This window comes from Noviluteimonas caseinilytica (genome assembly GCF_018406605.1).
GTDB lineage: Bacteria > Pseudomonadota > Gammaproteobacteria > Xanthomonadales > Xanthomonadaceae > Noviluteimonas > Noviluteimonas caseinilytica.
This window is the reverse complement of record NZ_AP024545.1, coordinates 2,780,486-2,801,925: the sequence shown is the minus strand read 5'-3', so window position 1 is coordinate 2,801,925 and position 21,440 is coordinate 2,780,486. Positions and strand designations below refer to the sequence as shown.

General features: G+C 61.3%; 29 protein-coding genes. 1 reads left to right on the top strand and 28 read right to left on the bottom strand.

What is annotated here, in order from left to right; translation table 11 throughout:
* Positions 1 to 295: 295 nt before the first annotated feature.
* From LYSCAS_RS13675 to LYSCAS_RS13575, 22 genes are all read right to left on the bottom strand, one after another.
* Positions 296 to 688 carry a hypothetical protein gene (locus LYSCAS_RS13675; protein WP_213434602.1) on the bottom strand — a complete coding sequence of 131 codons (393 nt, stop codon included), beginning with the start codon at positions 686 to 688 and terminating at the stop codon, positions 296 to 298.
* Positions 689 to 767: 79 nt separating this feature from the next.
* Positions 768 to 1,061, bottom strand: coding sequence for a hypothetical protein (locus LYSCAS_RS16195; protein WP_407075189.1), 294 nt, complete (start codon positions 1,059 to 1,061; stop codon positions 768 to 770).
* A gap of 230 nt (positions 1,062 to 1,291) precedes the next feature.
* Complete coding sequence (locus LYSCAS_RS13665) at positions 1,292 to 1,588, bottom strand: hypothetical protein (RefSeq protein WP_213434599.1); 297 nt, start codon at positions 1,586 to 1,588, stop codon at positions 1,292 to 1,294.
* A gap of 127 nt (positions 1,589 to 1,715) precedes the next feature.
* Positions 1,716 to 2,177 carry a hypothetical protein gene (locus LYSCAS_RS13660; protein WP_213434597.1) on the bottom strand — a complete coding sequence of 154 codons (462 nt, stop codon included), beginning with the start codon at positions 2,175 to 2,177 and terminating at the stop codon, positions 1,716 to 1,718.
* On the bottom strand, positions 2,174 to 2,914 hold the full coding sequence (locus LYSCAS_RS13655; protein WP_213434596.1) for a hypothetical protein: 741 nt from the start codon (positions 2,912 to 2,914) through the stop codon (positions 2,174 to 2,176). Before LYSCAS_RS13655 ends, LYSCAS_RS13660 begins: the two co-directional genes overlap by 4 nt.
* Positions 2,907 to 3,497 (bottom strand): hypothetical protein, encoded by a 591-nt coding sequence (locus tag LYSCAS_RS13650; protein ID WP_213434594.1) that lies wholly within the window; start codon positions 3,495 to 3,497, stop codon positions 2,907 to 2,909. Before LYSCAS_RS13650 ends, LYSCAS_RS13655 begins: the two co-directional genes overlap by 8 nt.
* Before the next feature lie 8 nt (positions 3,498 to 3,505).
* Complete coding sequence (locus tag LYSCAS_RS13645) at positions 3,506 to 3,763, bottom strand: hypothetical protein (RefSeq protein WP_213434593.1); 258 nt, start codon at positions 3,761 to 3,763, stop codon at positions 3,506 to 3,508.
* A 65-nt stretch (positions 3,764 to 3,828) separates the two neighbouring features.
* The gene (locus LYSCAS_RS13640; protein ID WP_213434591.1) at positions 3,829 to 4,107 is read right to left on the bottom strand and encodes a hypothetical protein; all 279 of its coding nucleotides are present in this window, start codon (positions 4,105 to 4,107) and stop codon (positions 3,829 to 3,831) included.
* A gap of 132 nt (positions 4,108 to 4,239) precedes the next feature.
* Positions 4,240 to 4,569 (bottom strand): hypothetical protein, encoded by a 330-nt coding sequence (locus LYSCAS_RS13635; protein WP_213434590.1) that lies wholly within the window; start codon positions 4,567 to 4,569, stop codon positions 4,240 to 4,242.
* 738 nt (positions 4,570 to 5,307) lie between these two features.
* Complete coding sequence (locus LYSCAS_RS13630; RefSeq protein ID WP_213434589.1) at positions 5,308 to 5,673, bottom strand: hypothetical protein; 366 nt, start codon at positions 5,671 to 5,673, stop codon at positions 5,308 to 5,310.
* Positions 5,674 to 5,732: 59 nt separating this feature from the next.
* Entirely contained in the window at positions 5,733 to 6,005 is a 273-nt protein-coding gene (locus LYSCAS_RS13625; RefSeq protein WP_213434588.1) for a hypothetical protein, read from the bottom strand.
* 550 nt (positions 6,006 to 6,555) lie between these two features.
* Positions 6,556 to 6,978 (bottom strand): hypothetical protein, encoded by a 423-nt coding sequence (locus LYSCAS_RS13620; RefSeq protein ID WP_213434587.1) that lies wholly within the window; start codon positions 6,976 to 6,978, stop codon positions 6,556 to 6,558.
* A gap of 217 nt (positions 6,979 to 7,195) precedes the next feature.
* Positions 7,196 to 7,414: a hypothetical protein gene (locus LYSCAS_RS13615; RefSeq protein WP_213434586.1), complete on the bottom strand. Its 219-nt coding sequence runs from the start codon at positions 7,412 to 7,414 to the stop codon at positions 7,196 to 7,198.
* 977 nt (positions 7,415 to 8,391) lie between these two features.
* Positions 8,392 to 8,775 carry a hypothetical protein gene (locus LYSCAS_RS13610; RefSeq protein WP_213434584.1) on the bottom strand — a complete coding sequence of 128 codons (384 nt, stop codon included), beginning with the start codon at positions 8,773 to 8,775 and terminating at the stop codon, positions 8,392 to 8,394.
* Positions 8,776 to 9,179: 404 nt separating this feature from the next.
* Positions 9,180 to 9,518, bottom strand: a complete 339-nt coding sequence (locus tag LYSCAS_RS13605; RefSeq protein ID WP_213434583.1) for a hypothetical protein — start codon at positions 9,516 to 9,518, stop codon at positions 9,180 to 9,182.
* Positions 9,519 to 9,692: 174 nt separating this feature from the next.
* On the bottom strand, positions 9,693 to 9,995 hold the full coding sequence (locus LYSCAS_RS13600; RefSeq protein WP_213434582.1) for a hypothetical protein: 303 nt from the start codon (positions 9,993 to 9,995) through the stop codon (positions 9,693 to 9,695).
* Positions 9,996 to 10,148: 153 nt separating this feature from the next.
* The gene (locus tag LYSCAS_RS16080) at positions 10,149 to 10,274 is read right to left on the bottom strand and encodes a hypothetical protein (RefSeq protein WP_279640223.1); all 126 of its coding nucleotides are present in this window, start codon (positions 10,272 to 10,274) and stop codon (positions 10,149 to 10,151) included.
* A gap of 286 nt (positions 10,275 to 10,560) precedes the next feature.
* Entirely contained in the window at positions 10,561 to 10,842 is a 282-nt protein-coding gene (locus LYSCAS_RS13595; protein ID WP_213434581.1) for an immunity protein Tsi6 family protein, read from the bottom strand.
* Between the two features lie 659 nt (positions 10,843 to 11,501).
* A complete protein-coding gene (locus LYSCAS_RS13590) occupies positions 11,502 to 11,831 on the bottom strand; it encodes a hypothetical protein (protein ID WP_213434580.1) in 330 nt (109 codons plus the stop codon).
* 485 nt (positions 11,832 to 12,316) lie between these two features.
* Complete coding sequence (locus LYSCAS_RS13585; protein WP_213434579.1) at positions 12,317 to 12,739, bottom strand: hypothetical protein; 423 nt, start codon at positions 12,737 to 12,739, stop codon at positions 12,317 to 12,319.
* Between the two features lie 593 nt (positions 12,740 to 13,332).
* Positions 13,333 to 14,055 carry a DUF6794 domain-containing protein gene (locus LYSCAS_RS13580; RefSeq protein ID WP_213434577.1) on the bottom strand — a complete coding sequence of 241 codons (723 nt, stop codon included), beginning with the start codon at positions 14,053 to 14,055 and terminating at the stop codon, positions 13,333 to 13,335.
* A gap of 170 nt (positions 14,056 to 14,225) precedes the next feature.
* Positions 14,226 to 14,555 (bottom strand): hypothetical protein, encoded by a 330-nt coding sequence (locus LYSCAS_RS13575; RefSeq protein WP_213434576.1) that lies wholly within the window; start codon positions 14,553 to 14,555, stop codon positions 14,226 to 14,228.
* 242 nt (positions 14,556 to 14,797) lie between these two features.
* On the opposite strand from LYSCAS_RS13575, the gene LYSCAS_RS13570 reads away from it, so the two are divergent.
* Complete coding sequence (locus LYSCAS_RS13570) at positions 14,798 to 16,096, top strand: choice-of-anchor Q domain-containing protein (protein WP_213434575.1); 1,299 nt, start codon at positions 14,798 to 14,800, stop codon at positions 16,094 to 16,096.
* A 499-nt stretch (positions 16,097 to 16,595) separates the two neighbouring features.
* Here the strand turns inward: LYSCAS_RS13570 and LYSCAS_RS13565 are convergent, their stop codons facing one another.
* The 6 genes from LYSCAS_RS13565 to LYSCAS_RS13540 all read right to left on the bottom strand — a co-directional run bounded on the left by LYSCAS_RS13565 (position 16,596) and on the right by LYSCAS_RS13540 (position 21,425).
* Positions 16,596 to 17,126 (bottom strand): hypothetical protein, encoded by a 531-nt coding sequence (locus LYSCAS_RS13565; protein ID WP_213434573.1) that lies wholly within the window; start codon positions 17,124 to 17,126, stop codon positions 16,596 to 16,598.
* Positions 17,127 to 17,185: 59 nt separating this feature from the next.
* The gene (locus LYSCAS_RS13560; RefSeq protein WP_213434571.1) at positions 17,186 to 17,515 is read right to left on the bottom strand and encodes a hypothetical protein; all 330 of its coding nucleotides are present in this window, start codon (positions 17,513 to 17,515) and stop codon (positions 17,186 to 17,188) included.
* Between the two features lie 80 nt (positions 17,516 to 17,595).
* Positions 17,596 to 17,814, bottom strand: coding sequence for a hypothetical protein (locus tag LYSCAS_RS13555; protein WP_213434570.1), 219 nt, complete (start codon positions 17,812 to 17,814; stop codon positions 17,596 to 17,598).
* A gap of 199 nt (positions 17,815 to 18,013) precedes the next feature.
* The gene (locus tag LYSCAS_RS13550) at positions 18,014 to 18,349 is read right to left on the bottom strand and encodes a hypothetical protein (protein WP_213434569.1); all 336 of its coding nucleotides are present in this window, start codon (positions 18,347 to 18,349) and stop codon (positions 18,014 to 18,016) included.
* A gap of 162 nt (positions 18,350 to 18,511) precedes the next feature.
* Positions 18,512 to 18,748, bottom strand: coding sequence for a hypothetical protein (locus LYSCAS_RS13545; protein ID WP_213434568.1), 237 nt, complete (start codon positions 18,746 to 18,748; stop codon positions 18,512 to 18,514).
* A 217-nt stretch (positions 18,749 to 18,965) separates the two neighbouring features.
* Positions 18,966 to 21,425 (bottom strand): Calx-beta domain-containing protein, encoded by a 2,460-nt coding sequence (locus LYSCAS_RS13540; RefSeq protein WP_213434567.1) that lies wholly within the window; start codon positions 21,423 to 21,425, stop codon positions 18,966 to 18,968.
* Between the last annotated feature and the right edge of the window lie 15 nt (positions 21,426 to 21,440).

Genomic DNA, 21,440 nt, shown 5'->3' with positions numbered 1-21,440 from the left:
AAGAGCTGGCACCAGTAGCAAGGTGAGAACTCCTCCGAACCAGAAGAGGAACCAATACAGCACCTCAGGAAGCGCTTCTCGCGGCAGCCAAGCGCAGGCCCAAAGCACGATCACTGCGCTGGATGCAATTTGGACAATCCGACGAATCATTCTGTGCACCGACTAACGGCTAGACGCTCGCAATTCTGCCCGAAATGAAGTGTCAGCTTTTGGTCGGAAGCGGACACCCGGCGACCCATGGCGGCTATTGGACAGGAGCGGACACTCGCCACGTCGGACGAGGGCCAAGCTTCTTCTAATCGCCAGCAACAAAGTAGGTCATTCGCCAGCCACTCTTGCCCTTCTCAAAGCCGGCGCGGGGATCCATGCCGGCGTCGGGAGGGCACTGAACGATGCCGGGGTCGACGTAGGAGCAGGCGAGCGAAGTGACTCGCGCGAGTTCCTTCAGTTGGGCTGGTGACTCTTGCCATGCTTGGATGGCCTGGTCCGCGCTGCCGTACCCGCCGAAGCTCCAGACAAAGTCCGTTTTCATCAACTTTCGCAGAGCGCGAACGTCCTTGCTTTCTGCCGCAGCATGGACAGCAGCGATAGTTCGCTTGGCATCCTTCGGCAAGGGCAGACCGGAGGCATGTGCCTGCCCGATTGGGAGCACCAGCCATGCGGTCAAAAACAATAGACGGGTCATCATTGCTATTGCCATCGTCTGGTGGGACAGGGGCCTAGTGTCCGCTTTCGGCCAGAAGCGGACATCAGCGAAAGCGACTCCGTTAGTAGTCGGAAGTCATGCCGGCACGATCGATTGCATCCTGGAAAGCAATGCTCGTTGCGACCGTGTAGCACATGGGGCTTGAATCGACAGCGTGATGCGCCCCTTCGACGACACGGACGCGGGTCTGATCGCATGTGAGACCGGAACGCTCAAGCAACCCATTGATACCCGCAAGGGCGGCATCTGCATAGGCTGGCGGAACAAGATCGGGCGCGACTTCCCAACAAAACTCAAACCCGGACAAAATGGGTTCGACGTCGAGGCTGATGATCGCAAAGCGACCTGCGCCCATTTGACGAATGAACCGGCCTTCCGCGCGGACTCGTTCCCGAAACCGCAAGATGGGCATGTCTTTACCCCGACCATCCATGAGTCAAAGCCTATGCAAGCAGACTCGGCCTAAAAAGTCGACGACGGGGACTAGTCCGTTGAAATCGGCGCCTATCCTCGTTGGTGACATGAGTTCCGCTCCCCTCGTGAGGCTCTCGCAGTGCCTGCTATCGGCCAGAAGCCGACATTTTCTCAGTCGGCAGCGAAAACACTTTTGCTTGAAACGCTACCCGCTTTGAATTCAAGGATGCAGGCATAGCGCCACATGGGCGCTCTGTGACTGAACACCCAAACGGATTTCTCGTCGGTGTCGACCGGGTTGACGAAAAGGCCGCGCGCGTTGGCCCGCGCAACAATCGTGTTTCGCGTTTCGGTCGAAGTAACGGATCCGCAGAACGACTCGGCCTTATGGCGGTTGTAGAGGCCTGGGGCGCATAGCGCCACGACCAGGATGCTCGCCGCGGCCATCCCCTTCCCGAGAGTGCTCATTCTTGACCTGCATGCCTTCGACCAAGTCGCAACTCTGCCAGACCAGTAGGCGCAATGTCCGCTTCGGGTCGAAAGCGGTCACTCGATATGTCCGCTGTCGGCCAGGCGCGGACATTACCTCGAGCAGTTATTTGCCCACGTACGCGGGAGCGATCGCGATCTTGATCGGAACGCCCATGGGCGAAGGACCGTTCCGGATCCTCGCGACGACCTCGTATCGACCAGGGGTCAATTCCAGTCGCGTCAACTCCGCCTCAAGTTCGTGCTCGCTCCACGACGTCAGCCGCGGGCATTTGAACGTGGCGTCCACGGCCGTGCCGCCCACCGGCGTCTTCAACGTGACCGCGACATCGAAGGACGCGCCGCCGCGGAGACTGCTTGCGACTTCCCAGGCCGCCTGGCGCGCTTCCGGCGTGGCGAACTCATAGCGAAGGGAGATCGCATACAAGCCTTGCTCGGGAACGTCGGCGAGCCCCTCGATGCTCCCGGCCGGGTGCAAGGCAAACGCTGCGATTGCGTTCGAATCCGCCTCGTGCCTCGCGCATCCGAATAGAGGCAACAACGCAACCAGCATGACCGCCGACTTCATTGCCTTCCCTTCAGATCGTTGATCAACCCGCCTCCAAGGCTTGCGATCGCTCCAGCCGCGATTGCGCCACAGCCCAGGAGGACACCCAGCACGGCAAATGGCTTGGCTTGCGGGTATCCCGCAAAAAGCAGTGCGGTGGAAATCGCGGCCATCATCCATCCGGTGATGGCCGCCTTGAACATCAAGGAAGCTCGCAGGTAGATGCCCGAGGGAGCGTTGGCCACTTCTTCATACGCACCACCCGTTGCCTCGCCATTCGCGAGGCTGACCCGGAATGGATGCCAGGTGTCGTCGTAGTGCCTGGCCTCGCCGAGGACGTCGTCGCCCGTGACTTGCAGGACGCGGACGCCATCCCACGCAAGCCGACGGCTCCGCCAGACCAGGCCCGAACCGTTCACCAGCTCGATGTCCGTCAAGTCCGAAAGCACGAAGCCACGGGCGTCCGGCGTGGGCGTGCAGGATTCGACCTGCCCTCCCAGCGACGCGATGATGGATTTCGTCGCAGGGTGCACGAGGTAGGCCGAGCCACCCGCGATGACGAGCACATGCTGCCCGTCGGGAAACGCGACCACCTGGTCGAAGGAACACAAGCCGCGCTGGAAGTTGCCGACCCACGCTTCGCGCGTGCCCGCCAGGAAGCGGATCACGTAGCCCTCCCGGTAAACGGTCGAGCCCGTGTCGCTGATCAGCGTGGGCAGGTCTCCGTAAGGGGGAAGGCCTGGCAGCACTTCAAACACGCGCAGGTGCTCCTTCCTTCCCGCGCCACGCACGCCACGGCAGCAACCCAAGCCCGAGCACAAACGCGCAAGCACTCGCCATCCGCGTCAAACCGGACAGCAGGACCGCCGTCGTCGGATCCCCTGCCCGTTCCAGGGACAGCATGGCGCCGCCCCGTGGCGCGACGGCATTCCCGAGCCCCGTCAGCCGGATGACGTAGTCCCCTCGCGGCAATGTCACGACCGGTCGCGCCACATACGAGTCCACCTTGCCGAAGACGTACCGACCCATGTGTCCCATCTCCACGATGGGCATGTCGACCTTGGTGATCTCGCCTTGCTCGATGACAAGCCGCAAGTTCGTAGGGATCGGGGGCGGCGATGGCGGCGTGCCCACCTCGCGGTCCGCAACCATCACCGGGACGCTGGCCCGCAATTCGAACTTGCCGCCCGTCGCGAGGTGGAACGGTTCCGCCACCGAGTAACCAGGCCCCGGGAGGGGTAGATCGGCGGGCGCCTGGTTCCAGTCACTGAAGACATAGGTCGTCAGCGCAAAGCCGACCGCGGACAGGGCAAAGCACACGATCGAAAGCCAACGTGTCATGGAAGGATTCACTCCTGGACGAATTCGCCGGGCGCCAGCGCCATGCCGAAGAGATGCATGTTGCTTGGCTCGTCGGATGACTGCACGTAGATCTCGATGTCTCCGACGCCGCCAGCACCCGCGTAGTCGCTCGAGAGGTGGAAATGTTGATCCGGGTCGTCGCGGAGTTCGGTGAGCAGTGCAATGAGTCGTTCGATGTCATGGACGGACAGGCCGAGGCCGATACCGAACCAACCGTTCTTCCAGTCTTCGATTTCAGCGCGCATCCATCCTTTCCTCGTGCTTGGCCAGATGACTTCCGGTGTCCGCTTTCGGCCAAAAGCGGACATGGCTAGCTGCCGTCGCCGGAAAGCACCGTGCGACGAAAGTGGCTCAAATACTTCTCGCCGAAGATGGGCTCCCATTGGTCGAGCGCATCGAGAGCCGCATGCACATCAATCCTCTCGCCGGAAAGAACCGCCAAGGCCTGGTTGTGAAATGTGTATGCAAATCGAGCGGCGGCGCCAGCTGGCGTGTCGTCTTCCCCGAGATGTCCAGAAAGCTGGACGCGCAACTCGTAGAGGGCCGCAGCAAGCAGCCGCTTTTCCAAATCCTGTTCTGCCTCTGGCATTGGGCGAATCTCGAAAGCGTCTGCCCCATACGATAAACGAGAGACCGCGAATGTCCGCTTTGGGTCGATAGCGGACGCCCAGGCTTGATGTCCGCTTCCGGCCAGAAGCGGACATTCGATATTCGCGAACCGTTAGTCCTCAACCCCGTCGCTATCCTCGTATGGCTCGCACTGCCAACTCTTGTCCATTGAAGCCCTGTAAGCCATCCAGCCGATTGGCATGGCAGCAAGACCTGCAAGGGCAGCATCCCGCTCAAATGCGCAACCGAGGCAAATGATCTTGCACTCCTCGCGATCCTCGCCAGTCAGGAACTGCCATTCCCCGTCGTGATCATGGAACACGAGCAGTATCGGGCGGCCGTTGAGGACCTGACTGGATGCATAGGCGAGCGTATTGATCGGATCCGCGAAGGGCCAGGACTCCGACGAAAACGAATGCGGATGTACCTCGACTGTTTCCATAACGAGTCTCTGCGGCGCGCACGCCTACCCGCCCGTTTTACCGGATCGTGCGATTGCAGGCGAATGTCCGCTTTGGGTCGAAAGCGGTCACTCGGCCAATGTCCGCCCGGACTAGCGTTGCGATGCTGCGTGCTAACCTTCCCTACGGGATGTGATCACATGGGGAATTATGATTCGAATTACTTCGACGGTCGCGCTCGCGATAGTGCTGACCGGCTGTGGTGTGCCTGACTACACGGTCAAAGAGGGACTACCGAAAGCATCGGTATTCCTCCAGGACGGTCCGAGTCTTAAGTCCTGGATGTACATTTCGAGGGACAGCGCGAAGTGCACTAATCTTGTATCGCTCGAGACTCAAATCACGCAGCGGGCGCCTTACTCGCTAGTGGGGCCGTATTCAATCGAATCAAATGTCCCTCTAGCGAGCCACATTCGCGGCATTCACTCGCAGGGGCTCACGGAAACGACCACCTGCGATGTCATTTTTACGAATACCTTTGAGTCCAGCCATTACTACCTGATTAAGTTGGTGGAGAGCAGTCGCACGTGCGGCGTTCTCGTGTACGAAGCGAACGATTCGGGGCTGCCGCTTTCGACTCAACCCATGAACGTCAACTACCGGAAGTACACTCAACCTATGTTCATGGGTTCAACGGCGTGCACGGACTAGTGTCCGCTTAGGTCGAAAGCGGACGCCCTGCTTGAGCTATCGGCTAGAAGTGGACATTGGACTAGTCGTTATGCGGACGCCGCCCACACCTTGGCGTGGCGAATCTTGCCGAGCAAGTCAGGGAACTGCGGAGAGTTCTGTGCCAGGGTTTCGATGAGCGCGATGGATTCCTGCTCTACGCGGCTGCCCGGGCGCAAAAAGGCAGCATCTCTGTCGGGTTCGGTCGCGGAGCCAAAGCAAAGGCGTCCCAAAAAACGATCAAAGAAGAATGGAAAGCGGTTGCCTTCGCTATCTACCAAATCCGCGTAGTACGTACCGCCTTGCGGTCCACCGTCTCGATACCAGCCGCAGTCTGCAATCTGTATCGGCCGGACCGGCTCATGCGGCCAGTCGGTCAGCTCTGGATAGTACGGGAGGGAGGTATCGAGGCTCATGGTTGGCAACTGTAGCGAATCAGCGATTTCCACTATCGGCCAGAAGCGGACATCGGCGGCTAGGCGCGGCGGCTGGTCGTCATCGCTAACGCGAGAAATTCGCCGATGATTTCGTCGAGTCGCTCGTCACTCAAACCCACTGCCGCATTCTCTGGTTTCGTTCCCCGGTTCCAGCTCATCACGGCCGGCATGACCGATTCAGAAAGATCGTCGAATTCGGTGTAAAGCAGGTGCACCAGCTCCGCTGCGGATCGAACATGCCCTTGGTCGAAAAGCATGCGGAACGCCTCGCTGGGAGCGCATCCGGATGGCAGCAGTGTTTTGATATTCATCGGGGAGCCGGTTCGAGTAATCGTGTTTGGGCGCTGATCCGATTATGTCGCTCCAATGTCCGCTTTGGGTCGAAACGGTCACTCACGGGCGCCACGAGGAATAGTGTTTCCGCATGAAGTTTTGCAAAAATACCTCCGTCTCCTGCTTATTTCCGGAGCAGTACGCGGAATAGAGAGCCAAGTATTCCTGCATTTTTATGGGGTCATCCCGCAGGTCATACACCATGCTCACTTGACCTGTCCGAGACACGGCTGTGGCGAAATCGCCGGGACGAGCAGCAAAGAATATCCAGCAGTGCTCTGCCTCCAGGTACTCGCCGCATAATGAGTCGCAGCTTGCAAGCGCAAGGCGCCGCGCCGCCTCAAAGGTAATCCCTGAGCCGTCCGAAACGTCAGTCACAGCACCCCCAGCTTCGCTAACGCCAATTGTGCCCGCGCAATGTCCGCTTTGGGTCGAAAGCGGTCACTCAGGCCCGATGTCCGCTTTCGGCCAGAAGCGGACATTCTCTCGGTCGCCTAATTCCGCTCGTTTGCGAACACGTTTCGACCGTTATTGCGGCGCCTGAAGCCTCTTGAGCGCCTCCGAAGATCGCTTCTTCACAAACGCCATCTCGTTCGAATCCCCTACGGCCTTTGCGTACTCATAGCGAAGCTTGATGCTCTGGAGCGCCTCCCGCGCGGCCATGTCCTCGCGGCTTTCGTATGCTTCAAACAAAATCTCAAGTGACTCGGTACCCGTCGCATACGCCAGCGCTCGAAGGGCGGACGTCCGATAGGCCCCGCCTTCTTTGCGAACATGGGCAACAATGAAGCGGTAGTAGTCTTCACGCCGATCCAGGTCGTGCCTCATCATTTCGGACGCGATGAACATTCGGTCGTCGGAAATGTCCTCCGGCTGGTACGCGCTCCACACCTCACGATACTTCTGCACAGCAGCCCCGGGATCGGCACTGAAGTCTTGGTACACACGCATGTCTGCGCCTCCGCCCAAACATCCTGCCAACGCCAGGGACGCCAGCAGGATCAGCCTTTGAGATCTATGCATTTGCCTGTCCCCGGGGGCAGATGGCCACAATCATCGCCGAAACAACTGGCCCGCGCGCAGGCGTCCGATTGTCCGTTTTGGGTCGTTAGCGGTCACCCGGTGACCAATGTCCGCTATCGGCCAGAAGCGGACATTTCCGCCGGGCTTACCGACTACTGAAAGTCCGTTGCTTGGCAGGAACCCCGTGGGCCTGCTCGCGGATGTCTTCCAGCATCACAAGGCGCTTAAAGAACGCCTTGCGGCCCTGCGACGATCCGCCTGTCTGGTAGCCGAGGAGGCAGCGTGAGATTTCCGCGTTGAGTCGTTCAAGCGGAAGTTCTGCCAGCACGTCGCGGTCGGTTTCCTGATAGTCGCGAGTTGCCATTTCATCAGCGTCCTTGTCTGAATTGTCCGGTTGTCTCCGGCGTCCGCTTTCGGCCAGAAGCGGACATTCCCCAAACTTCAATCAGGCCGGCTCGCGAAGTCTAGTAGGCACCGCCGGCATGGATATTCCCGTCGGCATCGGGCACCTTCCCCTGAGCGAGTCGATGATCGTAGTCGGTCGGAAATGGCCAGACATCGATCGCATCTCCTGGCCTTGCGCGTTCGCACAGATACCCATGAAACGTGTCGAAATCGCTGAACGCGAGAGGCGTGGGGTGGCTGGCACCACCCAAATGCCAATGGAGTACCGAGATGAAGCCGACCGAATCCAAGTGCCGCCGGACAGCTTCGAGGCTGTCAGTGGAGAGGATCGAGCTTGTGCCAGCCGATGAAGTCATGTGTGCGGCGAATCGTATGCAACCTGCGGCAGGCTAACAAGCTGGCTGATAGCACGGAACAAGCGGTCCGGCGGAGCGTCCGCGTTAGGTCGTAAGCGGTCACCGCGGCCCGCATGTCGGCTTTCGACCAGAAGCAGACAAACGCTAAAGCTCGGCGTCAGTCCGCTGACGCCGCCCAGGGTTTATGTGGAGAAGCCATAGCCGCCACCCAACGATGGCGAATGCGATGACGCAGCACAGGCTGAAGACAAAGATCAGAGGCGTCAGCAAGGTGGAAAAGCCAATCGCAAGTGAGCGACCGTCGAGTTCAATGTCGATCTCGGGCGCGATATAGAAAGCAAATAGCCCGGCGGCCACTCCAGCGCACACCTGGAGCAGAAGAGTTCACAGCCCCGTGAAATGCCAACGACGAGTGTGAGTTGTCTTGCATGTTGCCTATCGCCTAACTACGCCTAGCCGACACATTACCGAACTGAGCGGCTCCGAACGAGCGGCCCGAATGTCTGCTTTGGGTCGAAAGCGGTCACTCTGCCAAGGGGCCGATCAAATATCTGCTTTCGGCCAGAATCGGAAATTCGTATCACGCAGCGTCGCTGATCTGCTCCAAGGTGATGTGCGTGTCATTTCCCCGAGCCGTTACTACCAGCTCCACGAGGATGGCCTTGCCGTTATTGGTCGGCGCCATCGCCTGGACGACGGCAAGCAGTCCGGCCTCGTTTGGGTTGCAGTAGCGGACCGTGGGGATGTGTGCAGCGCCTCCCTGCCCTAGTGACGTTGCTCCCACGGAGGCAAGCGAGGACGTCAGGTCCGCTTGAATGGCAATCGCCGGGTCGGCGCCATACGCCAGCGCGTAGCCAAAGCGCTGTGCCAAGGCGTCAACGTTGCCGCTGCCCAGAAGCGCAAGCGCTTCGGCTCCCAGGGCAGCCAGAGAGGCCACATCCAATTGACTGTCAGTGATCTGCATGTGCGCCTTCCAGTCTGGTGTCGCTATCGGCCATTAGCGTTTCGTTCGCCAAACCCGAATCGAGGCAGCGCCGAGGAGCAATGCTACGACGATGCACCCTGCCCCGATTGCAAGCGCGTGCGAGCTCTCTTGCGGGACGATCTGGTAATAGCGATCAGCGGATGTCCACAAGCGAATGGGATGCACACCGAAAATGGCGACGTTGAAGGACAAAGCTCCCGTCAGCGCAAGGTAGATGCCGATCGCCAGGAGCAAACCCGACCAGAACTTTCGAGGCATCATAATTCCATGTCCACGCGACGAGCGTGGAATTTAGCCGATGTCCGCTTTGGGTCGAAAGCGGTCACTCCGCCGATGGGCCGACCAAATGTCCGCTTTCGGCCAGAAGACCTTTGGCAGTCCTGCTAGCCAGGCAACCTCACCGTGATGCAGAAGTGCAAAGCATCGGTGCCGCCACCATGTTTTTCTTGCCAGTCCAATGCGCCAGCTTGGATCGTCTTGCGCGCGTCGGTGGCAGCCTCAGCCACCGAGAGATGCTCGGTGAATGTACTCAGGTAGCCAGCGCTGCCATGCCCAACGCGACCATCAGCCGCCTTTACCCAGCCCTCCCAGCCCAGGATAAGGGCCGATCGGGACTCCAAGTAGTCGATTGCTTCCAGTGCGTCGGCGAGCGGAAGCACGATTTCCCTCGGGGAAATTGATCGCATCCGAAGGTGTGGCGGAATGTTGTCGAGTTGGCTCACGGCGTGAGCTTATGCAGGCGGAGTCCGACTCACAAGCCGGCCAGACGCTCAGCGTGAGGGCTCGTCGAACGTCCGCTTTGGGTCGAAAGCGGTCACTCAGCCAAGGGGCCGATCAAATGCCTGCTTTCGGCGATAAGCGGACATTCGTATTGCGTGCTTGTCGGCATGGTGCCGTCATCGCCCCCGGGCACTGCGAAACCTTTGGAACACGAGAGCGGCGAGCACCCCGGCGAGGGCCCACTGGATGAAGAAGGCACACAGATACATCCAGGTCGGCGGTGCGTGGATGTTTCCACCCATGGCGCCCGCGGCAAGGAAAGGCAGCAGGTTGATCGTCGCCCAGGCATTCGGCAGCGCGACGTGATAAAGGAGATAGCCGCGGGCCGGCGATGACTCCGCCGTGATGCACCACTGCACGACGCTCGCGACGAGCATGGCCGTGCCGGCGAACGCGAGCCCGCGCGGAATCTTGATCATCGTCTGCCCACCCCTGGTGCCCGACCCCGAGCATAGTCAACGCGGGCGCGGTCGCCAACATCGCGTTGCACGCTGATTGCCCGCACGATAACTGGGCTCGATGTCCGCTATCGGCCAGAAGCGGACATGCTGGCGCCGACGTCTTCAGTTCCGTCACGTCGACGAAGGGGTTGCAGTCTGAGAGTGCTCGGCGAGTGCAGCAAGAACGTCGCGGCTGATTTCCTGCACGGAACCAAAGGTGCCGTGGACAGCCAGCTCCAACTCATCGTCGAGCAGCATCAGTTGAATTCCAAGCGGACATCACTGGGGCGGTGGTTTCGCCCTCCCGTCCGGCTCCCGGAGCCCCGCAGCGATTTCTTCGGCGACCTTCGCGGCTGACTGTGGCCAACCGTCTTCCATGGGTCCAACGCAACCCCAACAATCCCCAATCAGTGGAAAGCGGATCGTCGGCGTTGTTGAGTCGACGGCTACAGATGTAGCATCGCGAGTTCACTTCAATCCTCCGTAGAACGAATGTCCGCTGTCGGCCAGCAGCGGAAATGCACAAAGCCGCAATAGAGCCGAACTAGGAAATCTTTAGGCCGTCGGCCAACTTGGACGCGATGAGATACGCCTCCTTGAGCACACGCGACAACTCTTCATCCGATTCTTCAAGCTCCCGCACCGCATAGTGCCCGATGGTGAAAGTACGAAGCTTGGGGCGGTCAACCGGAATACTTCCATCCAAGGTGGACAGCAGGTACTCCAACTGAGCCACGCAGGATTCGTATATCGGGTACTGCGGCGACTCGCCTAGGCGGCTGCGCGCCAGACTTAGCGCATTCTGCACAACGTCTCTCGCCTTCATTTTCGCCCCTGCGGTCCTGGCATCGAAGTGTAATTCGGCGCTGGCGAGCGTGGCGCTTGGGGCGCACCGAATGTCCGCTTTGGGTCGAAAGCGGTCACTCGGCGGGCATGTCCGCTTTCGGCCAGAAGCGGACATTTGTCTGCACGTAGGCCTACCAGCCGGATATTGGCGGTTCTCCCTTCGTAATCGTCGTAAACGGAACGGACCTTGGGACGGGACTATCTATCGGTGTCCGAGTCAAGCTGTAGCCCCATCGGGCAAGCAAGTCGTATTGGCCGTTGAAGTCAGTATCAACCCGCGCCCAATTTCGATCGCAGCACACGAAATCGTGGAACTCGAAATCAATAGCGCCATCCTGATTCCGGTCGTAGTAAGTCACTACGCCCTCGTCATCTACGCGAGCAGACGAGGAGTGTGTCGACACTGGTGTCTGTGTCGCGCATCCAATGAGAGTCGTCGCAACGGTAAGAGTGATCAGCTTGCGCAAAGGGGGTACCGCCTAATCGACTGACCCAAGGTCCAGTGGTGCCTTATAACCGCCCCAAGGTGGGAAGGCACGCGCTGGCCGAATGTCCGCTTTGGATCGAAAGCAGACACTGTTGTCGCGTGGTGGGCAGGTACCGACGGGTGTCTGCTATCGGCCATGAGCGCACATTCCGCTAGATTTCGGTATCCGGGAGTGCGTCTGTGTAGTGCCCGACGAGCGATGCGATCGCCTCGATGTTGTGGCCGTGGAACTCGTCCTCCAGGGCGCCGAGATAACAACTGAACAGCGGTGCGGATGGGTCAAGGGCGCTGACGCACGCTCGCGCTATGCAGACGGGGCCTGAGAAGAACTCGACGACGGCTGCGCCAACCGTGGAGAAATCGGGCCGGCCTTCTATGTGCGGCCATGCGGCCGCGACTTTGGCGGCCAACGCCTGGAGCAATGGCACCTCGATGTCGGGCTCCCAAGGCTCCCCCCAATTTGGTACGGACCAATCCGTCATTTGCCTCTCCTCCACAAGGACACGCACGCCATCTTGGCCGCTTGGATCACGTCGAGCCGCGCAGCGACTTCGGTTTCGCCGCCCAAAGGAAATGCGCCGCACACAGGGGCGGCCCCAGGAGGAGCCACGACCGGACGAGCGCTGCCGTGGGCGAGCCACGCATGCCCGATGCCAAGTCTGCGAGGTCCCCGTATCCAACGCTCACCGAGAAAGGGAGCATTGCGGCAAGCCCGGCACTCAGCAGGATTGCGATGCACCAGTAGGTGGCCCTGCGGACCGGGAACACATCCATCGATGCAAGGAGCAATCCGCAAGCACCCGCAAGCGCGCCGAGGAGCAGTGGCCCGCGCATCGCCGAAGCCACCAGGGCGCCGCAACATGCCGGAACCAACCCAGCGACCAGGTAAATCACGCGGCGTACGAGTTGTGTCATGCGCACCTGCTGCGTCCGAAGATTCCAACGCTTTCGCGAACACGTTTCGACGTTATTGCGGCGCATGCAGCCTCTTGATCGCCTCGGAAGATCGCTTCTTCACAAACGCCATCTCGTTCGAATCCCCTACGGCCTTTGCGTACTCATAGCGAAGCTTGATGCTCTGGAGCGCCTCCCGCGCGGCCATGTCCTCGCGGCTTTCGTATGCTTCAAACAAAATCTCAAGTGACTCGGTACCCGTCGCATACGCCAGCGCTCGAAGCGCGGACGTCCGATAGGCCCCGCCTTCTTTGCGAACATGGGCAACAATGAAGCGGTAGTAGTCTTCACGCCGATCCAGGTCGTGCCTCATCATTTCGGACGCGATGAACATTCGGTCGTCGGAAATGTCCTCCGGCTGGTACGCGCTCCACACTTCACGATACTTCTGCACAGCAGCCCCGGAATCGGCACTGAAGTCCTGGTGCACACGCATGTCTGCGCCTTCGCCCAAACATCCTGCCAACGCCAGGGACGCCAGCAGGATCAGCCTTTGAGATCTACGCATTTGCCTGTCCCCGGGGGCAGATGGCCACAATCATCGCCGAAACAACTGGCCCGCGCAGGCGTCCGATTGTCCGTTTTGGGTCGTTAGCGGTCACCCGGTGACCAATGTCCGCTATCGGCCAGAAGCGGACACTCACCAAGCCAACTAGAGAGATGCGGAAGCAGGTCCTCGGCTGTGGCAAATGCCCTCCAGAGATCTACCTCCTCCAAGGACTTTCGATCAGCGCCACCGATGATGAACTGACCTCGGTCACGGGTGAGCGTGAACTCGTGTCGTGGGCTACGAAAAGTGATCAGGAAACTGCCAAAGGCCTTCTCGGAGTACACCCACGTGACGGGCGAAACGCGCGCCGTAGCCAGCGCTGGCGTCAGCGGAGCAAGTGCGTTCTGAATTTCTGTCGGCAGATCGGACAGGACCATGACGGCTTAACCCATGCGCTAGAAGGATGGTCCGCTTTCGGCCAAAAGCGGGCATTCAACAACTGAGCAATTTGGTCGTGACAGCGTCAGCGCGTGGACTGCCTAACGCTTAGGGGCGAAGTGCGTCGGCCGCTCTGGCCACGCGCACGACTCGCTGAACTCAAACTCAAGATCAGGCGGCGCGTGGCGTGGTGTAAGCGCGTTGCGGAATCCTAGCCACATCAACGCAGTGTCGAGCGGCTGCTCGGTCTCGAACTCTGCGCGCACGAAACATTGGCGGTTGGGGTTGCCCGCAGGCACGATGCGCAACTGCGTGGGACATCCCGGCGCAGCCGCCGCGGGCATCTGGCGATCGATCTGCGATTGCATGTCGTCGAGCATTTCGCCGAGGCGGAGCAAGTACCAACCCTTGGTGTCGATCCGGACGCGATGCACCGTTGCGAATTGGCACTGCAGCGCAGCGCGCAAAGCAGGATCGGTCTGTGCTTGGACCTTGTTCCACATCGCCTCGATGATGACGACCGAACACCCTTCGGGATCATCGGTGCCACAAGACTTGCGCAGGGCGTCGTTGTCGCCCCATAAGCCGAACTCGTTGCGGACGCCCGTGCCGTATCCCATGTAGAGGTGGCCGACGACATCTTCTTTGGGGTTTCGCCGCATCCAATCCACGTCGTCTGCAGGCATGTCACCCAGTAGTCGGTCGACAGCTTCGTCAACCGTACTTGGCCAGGCTTTGTTTGGCATCGGGTCGGTCGCGACTGAGGCGCGCGCGACGAAGGCCAGCGACATTAGCGCGATCGTCAATGTCAGAGCCTTGCGCATCCGTTACACCCCCTGCGTGCCCACGGGATGTTCAAGCGCTTGAGGCGCAGCGTCAAGTCAGGTCCGGATGTCCGCTGTGGGTCGAAAGCGGTCACTCAGGGTCGAGGAACCTATTGGAGGACCGAATGTCCGCTTTCGGCCAGAAGCGGACATTCGATACTCGCGAACCGTTAGTCCTCAACCCCGTCGCTATCCTCGTATGGCTCGCACTGCCAACTCTTGTCTATTGAAGCCCTGTAAGCCATCCAGCCGATTGGCATGGCAGCAAGACCTGCAAGGGCAGCATCCCGCTCAAATGCGCAACCGAGGCAAATGATCTTGCACTCCTCGCGATCCTCGCCAGTCAGGAACTGCCATTCCCCGTCGTGATCATGGAACACGAGCAGTATCGGGCTCCCGTTGAGGACCTGACCGGAGGCATAGGCGAGCGTATTGATCGGATCCGCGAAGGGCCAGGACTCCGACGAAAACGAAAGCGGATGTACCTCGACTGTTTCCATAACGACTCTCTGCGGCGCGCACGCCTACCCGACCGTTTTACCGGATCGTGCAATTGCAGGCGAATGTCCGCTTTGGGTCGAAAGCAGACATGGCGACCCGATGCATCACGGCTGCCCCGCACCAACATGAACTATTCAGGCGTGCGTGACTTTCGGACGACAGGAGAATCCTGGTCAACGCTGACCTGCGTGGCGGAGGGAGCGCGTTGGCGAGGATTACCCCCAACGCTGGAGCATGCGAGATGCGAAATCCCACTGCTTTCCTCTTCAGTGCGCTGCTGGCCGGTGGCGCGCTGGTCCATGCGCCGCAGGCGCGCGCGGCCAACATCCCCGTCACCAACTGCAACAACACCGGCGCAGGCAGCCTGCGCAACGCGGCGACCATCGCGATCAGCGGCGACACGATCGACCTGCGCGCGCTCGGCTGCAATCCCATCAATGTCACCTCCGGCCAGATCGTGCTGCCCCAGTCGTCGATCACCCTCCTGGGCCGCGACCGCCTCCAGAACACGATCCGCGGCAATTCGACCGCGCGCGTGCTCAACCACACGGGCGGCGGGACGCTGCGGCTGACGCGCGTATCCCTCTCCTACGGCCGCTTCACCTCGGGCGGTGCGCTCGGTGGATGCGTGTCGTCGCAGGGCAACGTGGAACTGCGCCAGTCGCGCGTGCATCACTGCGATGCGGTGCCCCAGGGCGGGCTGGAGCCGTCCGGCATGGGCGGCGGCGTCTTCGCCGTCGGGAACGTCCTGCTGTCGGAGTCGAGCGTGTTCGCCAATCGCCTGCTGGGCGAAGGCGCAGGCGGCGGCATCGGCGCGTTCGGAAGCGTGACACTGGATCGCAGCCAGGTGTACGACAACATGTCCGCGGATGCCGGTGGCGGCCTGGATGGCGAGGATGTCTCGCTGTCGTATTCGATGGTGTTGCGCAATACCTCCACGCACGACGGCGGCGGCGTGACGGCACACGGCAACGTGGTGGTGAACAAGTCGACGATGGCCGGCAACGACGCCGGATGGAACTGTGGTGCGTTGTGCGCGTATGGCGACGGCACCAGGTCCATCCACGACAGCACGATCTCCGGCAACACGGCGACGAGCGACAGTGGCGCGTCCGTCTCGGGCGACATGGACGTGCGCAACAGCACGATCGCGTTCAACCGCGAAACCGGCTCGCAATGCTGGGGCGCGGTGAGTGCGCTCAACCTGCGGCTGGAGAGCACGATCGTCTCGCGCAACACGTGCGACGGCGGGCCGGACGTCGACGTCGGCGGGTTCGACTTCCCCGGCTGGACGCTCACGGGGTCGCACAACCTGATCGGCACGTCGGTGCTGCCCGTGCCGCCGGATACGATCGGCGGCGATCCGTTGTTGGCGCCGTTGGCGAACAATGGCGGCCCGACGCGCACGCATGCGATCGGCGCGGCCAGCCCCGCGATCAACGGGGGCAACAACACGCTCGGACGGGCCTTCGACCAACGCGGCGCGGGATTCCCGCGCGTGGTGGGCGGTGCCCCCGACATTGGCGCCTACGAGCGCTGAGGCGTCCTGGTGCAACGCCGTGGGTGGCGTTGCACCAACGATCAGGGGGATCGAGCCTTCGCCACCGGCCGGCATGCCTGCCATCGCCCAGAAGCGGACGTTGAGGTCGGTCTACGCGCCAACGTGGAGATCGGAACGAAGTACCTGGACGACAACCCCATCCGCGACAAGCCGTGACCCTTCGCGCAAGGTGAAGGTAAAACCTTCGCGCAGTCGCCCGGCCTGCAATTCCGGTGTCAGCAACCACAATTCTGCACGGCCAGTTCCACCCGGCTGCACGCTTCCATCGGCGAACTCGATGTGGGCGTCACAGTCGTGCAGCAACCCGAAGTCGTTGTTCGGCCGCCATCCACTCCGCCGACCACGTTCAAGCGTCGGATCGAGGGTGATGTCGGCGACTAGATCCGGGGAACGGGGTGGGCGCATTACGGCAGCATAAGCCGAATGCGGCAGAGATCGGATGTCCGCTATGGGTCGAAAGCGGACCTGTGAGACCGCACTAATAGCCCATGCAACTCAGATGGGTCTGCTTGTCAAACAGCGCTCTGGAAGCGAACTGGGCGTTGTAGCGACTTGCGGGCGGGAGCGGCACGCGACTGTATTGCCAGGCTCTCCGGGCCTTGCCGGAAATCATGGGCTTTTCATTGGTCCAGCACCAGTCAAGCAGCGTCTTGCTGCTACGGATCATCAAATCGGTGCCGGTCCTCGGGATCAGCAGATCCACGTACTGATCCGACATGCCGAAGCAGGTCATGCTGCATCCGGCGATCTCGCCCTTGGGAATACGGAGCGGCCTCATGAAGGGCATGTCGAATTCCAGGTCGATGGCGTCAGCGGTGGGACGAATGGTGACGAGGTCTCGATAGGACGAGGCGCCTCGTCGCGTCTGGCTGGTGATCGTGATGGACCTTGTCACCAGCGGTGGGGCTGAAGCGGTCTTGTCTACTGCGAAAGCGGACTCGAGGTCTTTGTAGGCGTCGGAACACGCGGGTAGAGCGACGGCCAGAAGCAAGACGACGACAAGCTTCATGTGCGATCCCCCTGCTGATTGGCCGGTCATCCTCGAATGTCCGCTGTCGCCAGAAGCGGTCACTCGCTAACGCGAGAATCCGCTTCCATCATGGACATTCGACGCATGCTGTCCTCACTGTGAAGCTTGAAGATCAGCCAAATCGCGATTGGCGGTGCTACGGCAGGCAAGGCATACAGCCATTGGCGCTTGCCCTGGGCCGCGGCTGCTTTGCCAATGAACCACGCGGTGAAAAGGTTGCACAGCCAGACTGCAATGATTGCAAGGTCGCTGGCGTAGCCGAGCCCGACTAGGATCAAGCCGAGGGCAACGCCACCGACAATCTCCAGCGCCATCAGCCACCCGGCTCGGCCAAGGTTGCGTTCGTGAAACTCGAAGGGATTGAACATGATGCCCCGGAGGCCGGAAACCAGGGCTCAGAGTACCAATTCCCAATGTCCGCTTTCGGCCAGGAGCGGACATTGCGCAGCTAGCGTTTGAGGCCGCGTCCCGCGGCAACGAGGGCGAAGCCTGCAAGAGAAGCGATCACGCCGATGAGCAACGGAATTACTGGCTCAAACACGCTCCCGAGCGGCGGCGGATTCGACAACGCCCAAGTCACGCGACCCACTTGCCAGAGTCCGAGCGCGGCCATGCCTGCTCCGACAACCAGTGCGGACCACATCGCAAGCTTGCGCAACGTTTCCATGCGTATGAGCGTAGAGAACCTGATCCTGCCCAGCAAGCGCACCTGCCGGCGAGCTAGTCGAATGTCCGCTTTGGGTCGAAAGCGGTCACCTAGGGGCGGAGCCTGCCGGCCGGGGTTCAAGTGTCCGCTTTCGGCGAGAAGCGGACATCGCCTTAACGGGTAGGCAGACCGGCTCGCGCAGGTGCCAATCTCACCGCGCTTACTCTCTCTCCTGTTCGAACACGTAGAAGGTCACACCAAGAGCTACCGCGCCGATCAAAAGAAGTCCTAGAAATGCCCCCGGTGTCATTCCCGTTCCTTCGTACGAACGCTTTCTGACGGCGTATCCGCAACTCAATGAAATGATGGCGGAAACAGCCAGCGCCTTTCGACTTGTTGGCTTTTTCAGCAGGACAAGCGTTGCGACACATACACCAAGAGGCACCAACGCCAAGCTGGAATATCCGACCACGATGAGTGGGTAAATCGCACAAATTACGTAGCCGCACAGCAGCGTTTTTCCGATGTGCTTCCGGGCCGTAAGTTCATGACGCATCGCCTTCAACCTTCTGACTGACCGGGACGCGGAGTCTACCCGGGCGCCAATGTCCGCTTTGGGTCGAAAGCGGTCACTCAGGGGCCAAGAATCTACCGGGGGACCGAGTGTCCGCTATCGGCCAGAAGCGGACACTCGCCATGGTCAACACTTTACCGAGCGTCAGGCTCGACGCGCGGGCGGCCGTACCTTGCGAATCAACGCGCGGACGCTCAAGACCATCGCCACTGCCATGGCGGGATACATCCAACCGTGCAGGATGGCGGATGCGAGGGCGTTGTTGTCGAAGCGCATCTCGGGATCGACACCCGCGTCAATCCCCGCTGCGATGCCCGCGGGGTTATACGCATACTCCGTGAAATACACGGCGACGACCCAGCCGGCGAAGATTGCGCTCATGACCCTGAGCGGTAAGCGCTTGGGCCTGGAAAGGAGCGCAGTGGCCCCAGCGACAATGCACGGCAGTGCAATCACGCCGACAGCGGCGAGGTGGAACAGGTTTTGAGGGTTCATCGGCAATAAGCTAGCGCGAATGCGGAATGTCCACTTTGGATCGAAACCGGACATCAACAATGGACACCCCCGGTCGTCAACCGTGCCTTGCGAAAACCCGCTGTTACAGTTTCTCAGCCGGCAATGGCGTCGATGTGCGATGGTCGTCGTCTCGCAGGGTAAGTCTTGTGCGCGCGGGCACTGCTTCGACGCCCTCGGTGGCCGGCGTGAGCTCGAGTTCCAGCCACTCCGCCGATTCGGGCAACGTGTCGCCGAGGATGTCCACGTACAACGACGCCGCCCTCGGGTCTGTGTAATACGACGACGCTATGGCCTCCGCAGGGATGACCAGCGTCCCCGATGCGGCCACGAAGTCCCTGCCCTCGGTCGCCGTGCCCGAACGCGTGCGCCAGTCGAGCGTGATCGACTCGATCGGCGCGAGGATGGTCGTCAGCACCTTCAGGTCGAAGCGCACTCGGCGCACGCCGGCGTCGCCTTCGCGCACGGATTTCGGCGCCGAGACCAGGACCTTTGTCGTCGGCGTGTAGGCGAACGTGGCATCGATGTTCTGCCGCACGTCGTCGAAGAAGCCCGCGACGGTGCCTTGCTGGTTCCGGTCGTAGAACGTGACCCGCGCGCCGCCCGGCACCATCCGATCGATGTAGCCCCCGCCGGAATACTCAACCGGCGGCCCCTGCCCGATATCGATGAACTGCTTACCCGAATCGATGCCGCGCAGGAGCACGTGATACGCCGCGCGGAAGGTGACGTCACGCGTGAGATCGCCGCGCACATCGGTCAGCCACACGGGCACCGCGTAACGCGCGCTGCAGCAAGTGTTGTCGAAGGTGAGATAGGGCGAGGTGCCGCGCACCACCGGGAAGGCGAACGCATAGTCAGGCGAGGCGACCTGCACCACCATGCCGCCGTCGTCGAAGTGATTGCCGTTTCCCGCGCGGGCCTGGAGATTGAACGGGCCGCTCGGCTTCGACACGCCGTCGAAGCGCACCGCGCCGCGGATCACGGGACGTGGATCATCGTCGAGGATCGTAATCGTCGCAGTGTCCTTGTCGATCGGCCAGCCATTCCGCGATGTAATGCGCAGCAGGATTGTTTCGTCGGGTTCGACGATCTCGTCCGGGAGGACCTCGACGAAGACCTGCGCGGCGTTGCCGCCGCCGTTGACGAACGCGGAAGAGAGCTTGTAATCCACGCCCTGTGTCGCCGTGCCGCCGACGACCGCGACGTCGAAGCCAGCGAAACCCTGCGGGAACATCGGGGCGTTGTAGTTCGCCCACGCGACGATCCAGCGGCTGTTCTCGCCGGCCAGTGGCTCGAAACCCGCGGCGTTTCCAAAGGTGACCGTGTCGGGCGCGCCGGCGAAGTCGGCGATTTCCGCGGCGATCGAATTCATCGACCGCACTTCGTCGGCTTCGTCTGCGATGCCGCACGGCGCACCGCACGCGGACGAGAACGGTGACGAAAAGACGTTGAGGGTGGGCAGGCCCGAGGGATCGGCCATGACCGTGGCGAACGCGGGCGACCCGAACTGACGATAGCCCGATGCATACGGCAGCACGCCGTGCCGGACGACATCCTGGTTGTCGTAGCCCTCGGTGTCGCGATCGTGCGCGTTGCCCAGCAGGTGGCCGAGTTCGTGGCTCAACGCATACGGGCTGCACGGCGCGACATTGGCGACGGCGAAGGCGAAGGCGCGCTTGAGCGTGTTGCGGCCCGTCGACTCGGCGATGCGGAACGAAGCACCGCAGGTCGCATCGACCGCCCCGCGTGGTCGCGCGAGAAAGACCAGGTCGGCCGATGCGATCCAGCGTCCGGCTTCGACCGGGAATGGCATGCCTACGTTGTGGCTCGTGTTCTGGATGCCGTACAACGCCGTCGTGTTGGCGTCGTAGGGATTGCTGATCGCGAGCGTGCCCGCCAACGCCAGCCGAATCCGTGAGCCACTGTCGACGTGCGCCTGGTTGGCGACTGCGAGCATGTGCGCGACTTCGGTGCGCGCACTCTCTTCGTCGCCGAGTTGCGCGATCAAGTCCGGGCCATACAGGCCGAGCACATTGATCGTGACCTCGCCGGTCGCCTCCGCCGCGAGCGCCTGCAGCCCGTCGGTGCGCAACGTGGGCAATTGCACCCGCGTGCTGGCGTCCGTCGTTGCGATATCGTGCACCTTGGTCGCGGGGATCTCGCGGACGTCGAAAGCATCGTTGTTCGCCGCAAGTCCCTGCATGCCTTCCGGCACCAGCCCGCCGGCTTCGGCTATCGTCGTCGCGCCGTGATCCGTGGTCACTTCCAACGTGCGGCCATCAGGCAAGGGCAGCACGGCAAATACCGCACGTTTGCCGAACGTCGCCACCATTGCCTGCGGGCCCAGGCGCGTTTGCACGCGCCCGATCACCTGCCAGTTGCCGAAACCGTCGTGCGTGTCGCGTTCGATCGCGACGTCGAAGCCGCGTTGGTCGGCGATGGCGATGCGCAGTACGCCTTCGCGTACCGCGGCTTCGGCCACGCTGCGTGTCAATGCGAACGGGATGCCGCGTTGCGCGTTCGTCGCGGGCAGTGCATCCACGGCGATGGTCGGCGG